Source organism: Succinatimonas hippei YIT 12066 (assembly GCF_000188195.1).
GTDB classification, from domain to species: Bacteria; Pseudomonadota; Gammaproteobacteria; order Enterobacterales; family Succinivibrionaceae; genus Succinatimonas; species Succinatimonas hippei.
In genome coordinates this window covers 479-7,911 of sequence record NZ_GL831076.1, presented here as the reverse complement: position 1 = coordinate 7,911, position 7,433 = coordinate 479, and the positions used below count along the sequence as shown (strand labels likewise).

The window sequence follows — 7,433 nt, the reverse complement described above, 5'->3', positions numbered from 1 at the left end:
GATAATTAAAGATTGTTGATATTGCATAGGACTTTTTATCCTATGCTTGTGTTGCTTCTATGATTGTTGTACCAATGAAGGTACTTTTAAGACTTAAGATAGAATCTTTTATTTATTCCGTTTTTTGTTTAATCCTTATATAGAAAAATTCATTTTTTAAGTTTGCCGAAAAATCATTCACAATTCCTGTTGTTCGGAGCTCATATCTTTGATATTGAACGGATAAGCATATTTTTTCCATACGCTTTATCCATCCTGTCAACGGTAATAACAGTTCTGGTAGGAATGAATAATAATCTTGGAGTATTTGCAATATGCTTAATTGCCATATATAGCATATTGCTGACTAACACAGCATCAAGATAACTGCAGATAGTAGGTGGCACCTACCGTCAAAACAGTAAATTTAATGCTAATTAGTTTTAAATCTTAAGCTTCATTCCTTTTGGAATTACACGCTTTTTGAATAAGTAAGTAATTCTAAAAATATAGAAAATTGCAGCAGTGCTTAATCCGGCTGTGAAACCTATCCAAAAACCCATCGCCGCAAATTCTTTCTCGCCGATATAACCGTAAGCCAGGCAAATACCTAAAGGCATACCGACTATCCAGTAAGCAATAAAAGTTACGATAAAAATTGTTCTGGAATCTTTAAAACCGCGCAATATTCCTATAGATATGGCTTGGACTGTATCCGGAAGTTGATAAATAAGAAGAAATGTTAAAAGAGTGCTTGCTATAGCAGTAACTTCCTGATCTGAAGTATAAAGAGAAATAATGTAATCGCCGAATATTAAGATAATTGAAATAAAACAAAGTAAGACAAATATATCAATAGTATATACTCCTGTTGCCGTTCTTTGGGCACGATTCCAGTGTCTTGCACCCATGGCTTCACCTGTCCTTATCGTTGCTGCAGATGCGATAGACAACGGAACTATAAATAAAATACCTGAAACGTTAAGCGCTATTGAATGTCCTGCAACCATATTTGGACCGAAAGGACTTAAAAGGAAAGAAACGAGGGAGAAGCAAGCCACTTCGATTGTAGTTGAAATAGCAAGAGGAAAACCTAAGCGCAGGAAGTTAAAAATATCCTGTTTTTTTACTTCATAAAACTGTCTGAAAATACGAAATCTTCTATAGTGGCAGCTTTTTTGCACATATATAAATAAGGCAATTGTTGCGATGTAAATTGATATTGTTGATGCAACACCGCATCCGATGCCGCCTAATGCCGGTATACCGAATTTACCGAAGATAAAGATATAGTTAAGAGGAATATGCGCCGCCAGCATGACGAATCCGAAAATTAAAGTAGGAAGGGTTTTGCCGAGTCCTTCACAGTAGGCACGCATAACATTGTATATAGCGATTGCAGGGAAACTGCATGCCAACGCATATAAATAACCTGTAGCTACTCTTACCATTTCTGCATTGACATTAGGCATCAATTTATACAGAAAATGGGTAAAACAGAGTACCACGGCCATCAATAAAGAAACTGTAAGACATATAATGGCCGCAAGTTGTACTCGCGCAGGAATTTCGTCGGCTTTTCCTGCACCGCGTAGTTGAGCGACAATTGGCTGTAAGGCAAAAGAAAGACCTACGATGGCTAAAATAGCAGGCCAATAAAAAGATCCTCCGATAGCAACACCGCTTAATTGCTCGGTTCCGGCGGCACCTGCCATTACGGTATCTACAACCGTCATTGAGGTGGAAGCAAGTTGACCGAAAATAATCGGCCAAGCTAATTTAATAATTCTGTGTATTTCTTTAGGTAATGTTGGGACTACTTCTGTACCGGTACGAACTTCCGACATTAATTGGCTCTCAATGATTAATTACACAAGATAGCTTAACAATTAAAAATTTATGCAGATGTATTATACAAGAATAGTGCAAATTTTTTATAAAACCTTGCACCGGTAGGATACGTACAAGGTTTTTGCAAAAGAAAATTAGTGTGTTGTTTTTTAAAAGATTTTGGCTTTATTGTTTTTTAGTTGACGCCAATGGTAGAGAATCCTTCTTCTGTAGAGAATGGAGGCAAAAAACAAACCGCTGAAAATTCCCACCCAGAAACCTTTAGGTCCGTTAAATGGTGTGTTTATGTACTCATAGCAATTTATATAGCCTATAGGAATTGCCAAGAGGAAAAAAGATAGTACTGTAGTAATAAAGATGATCTTGGTATCTTTAAAACCGCGCAATAAGTATGCCTGAATAGTCTGAAGGTTTTCGCAAACCTGATTGCATGCGGCAAAAATAAGTAATGTTGAGCTTAGTTTTATAACTGCAGCATCATCAGTGAAAAGTGCAGGTAACTCGTGTCTTAAGGAAAGTAAAATTGTTATACCGAATGCTATGCTGATAAAAGCTATACGGTAAGCTGCTTTGATTACTCTTTTTAATTGTTCTAAGTCGTTTTTACCTATAGCATAACCTGTCATGATGGATGATGCTATTCCAAGAGATAACGGAAGATTGAAGATCAAAGTAGTAATTGACATAGCTATACTGTTTGCCGATACGCTTATTGGACCTAATGGACTTAACAGTAAAGCAATTACGGTAAAGCAAAAACACTCTACAGAGCTTGAAAGCCCTAGGGGTAAAGAGAGTTTTAAATAAGCTGTAAGATCTTTAAATTTGATTCTTGTTTTATTAACAAAGAAAGACGCAAGATATAGTTCTTTATTACAGCGAATGTAAATAGCAATAAAAAGAGAGCTTAAGAGCATTGATATTAGTGTAGCGACACCGCATCCTATGCCGCCTAAAGCAGGTATCCCGAATTTTCCGAAGATAAATACGTAATTTAAAGGAATGTTATAGCAGAGGGCTAATAAACCGAAATATAACGTAACCTTTGTTTTTCCCATAGCCTCGCAGTAGGCGCGCATTGATGCAAAAATTGCTCCAATAGGGACGCAAAAAGCTATTGCGGTAATATAACCTTTTGATACTTCAAACATCCTTGCGTCTGATTCAATGTTAAGCACGAAATGTGCTAAAAACAGCAGAATAAGCATTATAAAAATACCGAATGCAAAACATACTAATAAAGCGCAAAGATGAGAATAGGGGATGTCGTAGTATTTTTCAGCACCCCTTAAACGACTAACAATAGGGTGAAGAGCCGTAATCATTCCGATAGGAAACATAAGTCCGGGGAAGAAAAAAGATCCGCCGATTGATACTCCGGCTAAATCTGATGTCCCGGCCATTCCAGCCATTACAATATCGGAGATCCCTAAAAGGGCATAGGCTACATTACCGAAAATAATCGGTAGTGCCAGACGAAAAAGAGAAAGAATTACGGAGTTTACAGATTGTTTTTTAGCCATTATTGAATGCAAAAAAATACAGGGCAATTTCAAAAAGCCCTGTATTATACAAATTTAGTTAAATATGTTAAAGAAGATAATTAATGTATGCGATCGCCGTTTTTCGCGCCATCATCAACCGATAGTAAAAATACCTCAGTTCCGCCGGGACCGGCTGCCGTTACCATGCCTTGAGATAAACCGAATTTCATTTGGCGCGGTTTGAGGTTAGCAACGACGACGACTTTTCTGCCGATTAGTTTGCTTACGTCAGTATAAGCATGCTTTATTCCGGCAAAGACCTGACGTTTTTCAAAGCCAAGATCTACTTCAAGGCGTAAAAGCTTGCGAGCTTCAGGAACTTCTTCCGCTTTAACAATGGTTGCAACACGTAAGTCAACTTTTGCAAAATCGTCAATACTGATTTCATCTGCTAAAGGTTCAAAAGCATTTGTCTTTTCTTCAGCTTTGGGTGTTGTTACAGAAGTTTTCGCTGCAGCAAGATCCTTTTTACTATCCTCAATCATAGCTTCGATGTCTTTAGTATCTATTCTGGTAAATAAAGGAGTGAATTTATTTATTTGATGTCCTAATAACGGAGAGGCTGCATTATTAAACTCAAGCTTATCATTAAGCAGTTCCTTAGCTTTTAGATAAACCTCGGGAAGGATTGGGCTTAAGTATGTAATTAAGGCTTTAAAACAGTTGATGCCGTCGGTACATACAGCTTGAAGCTTTTCATCCTGGCCTTCCTGTTTGGCAATTACCCATGGAGCCATTGCGTCAATATAGCGGTTAGCTTCATCGGCAAGCGACATTATGGCGCGAACGGCATCAGAGTAGTTGCGGCAGTCGTATGCTTGTTTGATTTCAGGCATTGCAGCTGCAAATTTTTCCATAAGGGCAGGATCGTTAGGCTTATCGGCAAGCATTCCGTTAAAGCGCTTATTGATAAATCCTGCAGTTCGGGAAGCGAGGTTTACTACCTTACCGACGATGTCTGAATTGACTTTAGCTACAAAGTCATCAAGGGCAAGATCCAAATCAACAGCCTGATTATTCATTTTGGAAGCAAAATAGTAGCGCAGACATTCAGGTTTTAAGTGCTTTAAATATGTGGAAGCTTTAATGAAAGTTCCTTTAGATTTGGACATCTTGGCGCCGTTAACCGTAACATAGCCGTGAACGAAAATTCCGGTTGGTAAGCGGTGATCTGATCCTTTCAATGTTGCAGGCCAGAACAGAGAATGGAAATAAAGAATGTCTTTACCGATGAAGTGATAAAGCTCTTTATCCGAGTCTTTATTCCAGAATGCGTCAAAGTCTATGCCGTTTTTATCGCAGAAATTCTTGAATGAGGCCATATAGCCGATAGGAGCGTCAAGCCAAACGTAAAAATATTTATTTTCAGCATCCGGAATTTCAAAACCGAAATACGGAGCATCACGGGAAATATCCCAATCCTTTAGTCCCTGCGCGAACCACTCTTCAAGTTTGTTTGCCATTTCTTTTGGCAATACGCCTGAATTTATGTAATCATGCAGAAAATCTTTAAATTTCGGCAGATCAAAGAAATAATGAAGAGATTCTTTTAAAACCGGAGTTGCTCCTGAGATAGTCGAGTACGGGTTTTTAAGATCGGTAGGATTATATGTTGCAGAGCAAACTTCGCAGTTGTCGCCGTATTGATCAGGAGCGCCGCACTTAGGACATGTACCTTTGACGAAGCGATCGGGCAAAAACATGTTTTTCTCAGGATCGTAAAGCTGAGAAATAGTTTTAGTGGTAATAAAACCTTTGTCTCTTAATTTTTTATAAATGCTTTGAGAGAAAATTCGATTTTCTTCAGAGTGAGTACGATAGTAGTTGTCGTAATTAATTAAAAAATCGTCAAAGTCCTGTTTGTGCTCTTTCCCGACTTGAAGAATCAACTCTTCAGGAGTGATGCCCATTTGACCTGCTTTGATCATGACGGGAGTACCGTGGCAGTCATCGGCACAGACATAGTATACGTTATTACCTACAGCTCTTTGGAAACGTACGAAAATATCGGATTGGATATGCTCCAGCATATGTCCTAAATGAATAGGACCGTTTGCATATGGAAGTGCTGAGGTGACAAGCATTGAACGTTTGCTCATTTTTTCCTCTTTATTAAAAATTATTACTAAACTGCGTAATTTGTAATTTTAACTTACTTTAGCTTTTTTAGGCGGAATTTGTGCGATGATTACTGCTGCAAGCATTAAAGCACAGCCTAAAAGTTCTCTTGAAGACATCACTTCATGGAGGAAAATTCCGCCGAATACAACGGCCATTACCGATTCAAGCGAGAGTATCAATGTTGCAATAGTAGGATTCATTCCTCGCTGTCCGACAATTTGTAAAGTATAAGCAACTCCGTTGGACATTATTCCTACCCACAGGATTGCAGGCAAAGCTCCCATGAGGCCTTCATAAGTAATAGTGTCGTGTATAAGCATTAAAAAAAAGGCAACAAAAGATCCTGCAAAAAATTGTCCGCAGGCAAGCTCTACACCGTCAACTTTATTGACAAAATAAGCGATAACCAGAATATGGACAGCAAAAATAATGGCACAAATAAAAATAAGGAAGTCGCCTTTTTCTATGGAAAAGGCCATGTCAGGTTTTATGCACAGAAAATATAGTCCGAAAACCGATAATATGACGCCAATCCATACAGATAATCCGACTTTTTTAGCTAAAAAAATAGATAAAATCGGAACGAAGATGATATACATCGAAGTAATGAATCCTGCTTTCCCTGCATCGGTGTAGACCAGACCGAATTGTTGGAAGGATTCTGCCGCAACAAGACACATTCCGCAGAAAAAAGATCCCCAAAAAAGATCTTTTTTGGATCCGTTATGAATAATGCGACCGCCTCGCTGTTTTAATTTATTTAAAAACCAGATGACCGGAATAAGAACGAATCCTCCTATTGCGGTACGAAAAAAAGTAAAAGTAAAAGGCTCAACATGATCCATGCCGATACTTTGTGCAACGAAACCTGAGCCCCAAATGGATGCAGTAATAAATAGAAGAATTGATTGGCGTAATTGAAACATGTTTTTTGCTTCCTTATGGAAAGCAAATATTTTAAAAGGTTGTGCAAATGCACTCAAGTGAGCAATTACAATGTTTTTTAATGGTGCGTTAATATTGAGGGTCTGAAATATAAATTAGTTCTATAGAACAATTAAAAAATGATTTTTTTACGATTCCCCATATAAAATAGGGACTGTTGGCAATTAAAGTTAAATTGTCAGCATGAATGCTTACTTGAATTTTATTGTTGTCTTTATCTTCAAAAGAGTAATTGCCTTTTCCGTCATTTTCTCCTGTAAATATTCCCTGCAGTAAAACATGATCTCCGTCTTTAGCGTTATCTTTAACTCCTTGAACGGAGTTGGGCATAATATTCAGGTTAAAGCCTTGAGGCGCACTGTTAGGTTTTGCGGCTCCGGAAAATCCCTGCGGTCCTGCAAATGAGCTTAGACTGACTGTTAATAAAAATAGAAGAATATATTTTTTCATAAAAATTTATCGAAAATTACATTTGCTAAAAGTTATAATAAATTAAAATTAGCTGATATATAGAAAGTCTCTCTATGCAATTTCAATTGCCGCCACTTCACGCACAGGTCCGTGCGTCTCATCCTTGTTTTCATTGACTATGATAATTGCAAACGTAATGACTTCCTTATCGCTAAGTCTTAATCCGTATCTCTTTTCCCGAATTTGTGCTTTGGCTTCCTCAAGCTTCTCTTTGACGCTGTCGGCCTTGCCTATGACCTTAAATTCACAGATATAAAGCCTATCCTCATCCTCAAAACATAAGTCGCTTCTACCTAAAGCCGTCTGATACTCCGTATAAGTGTTATACCCCAGTATCTGCAGCATTACCTTATATACGTCACGAAATGCGTATTCTTTAAAACTTACTACGCTTTCATAGGAAAACTCGTTTAAGATTTTGTTGAATTCTTCCTTTAAGGCTGTATAGTCTTTTGCCTTTAACGCCGCTTTTACTTTTTTTCCGTAATAGGCACTTATCTGTGCTCCGGTTTTGGAGGTCAA

General features: G+C 37.9%; 6 protein-coding genes. All 6 read right to left on the bottom strand.

The window, feature by feature from the left end:
* Positions 1 to 422: 422 nt before the first annotated feature.
* Positions 423 to 1,826, bottom strand: coding sequence for an MATE family efflux transporter (locus HMPREF9444_RS10070; RefSeq protein WP_009144339.1), 1,404 nt, complete (start codon positions 1,824 to 1,826; stop codon positions 423 to 425).
* A 153-nt stretch (positions 1,827 to 1,979) separates the two neighbouring features.
* Positions 1,980 to 3,353, bottom strand: a complete 1,374-nt coding sequence (locus HMPREF9444_RS10065) for an MATE family efflux transporter (protein WP_009144338.1) — start codon at positions 3,351 to 3,353, stop codon at positions 1,980 to 1,982.
* 80 nt (positions 3,354 to 3,433) lie between these two features.
* On the bottom strand, positions 3,434 to 5,473 hold the full coding sequence (gene metG, locus HMPREF9444_RS10060; protein ID WP_040909549.1) for a methionine--tRNA ligase: 2,040 nt from the start codon (positions 5,471 to 5,473) through the stop codon (positions 3,434 to 3,436).
* 48 nt (positions 5,474 to 5,521) lie between these two features.
* Positions 5,522 to 6,421, bottom strand: coding sequence for a DMT family transporter (locus tag HMPREF9444_RS10055; RefSeq protein ID WP_040909548.1), 900 nt, complete (start codon positions 6,419 to 6,421; stop codon positions 5,522 to 5,524).
* Between the two features lie 88 nt (positions 6,422 to 6,509).
* Positions 6,510 to 6,890, bottom strand: coding sequence for a hypothetical protein (locus tag HMPREF9444_RS10050; RefSeq protein WP_009144335.1), 381 nt, complete (start codon positions 6,888 to 6,890; stop codon positions 6,510 to 6,512).
* A gap of 72 nt (positions 6,891 to 6,962) precedes the next feature.
* Positions 6,963 to 7,433: PD-(D/E)XK nuclease domain-containing protein (locus HMPREF9444_RS11295; protein ID WP_040909547.1), on the bottom strand; the 471-nt coding region annotated here is incomplete at its 5' end.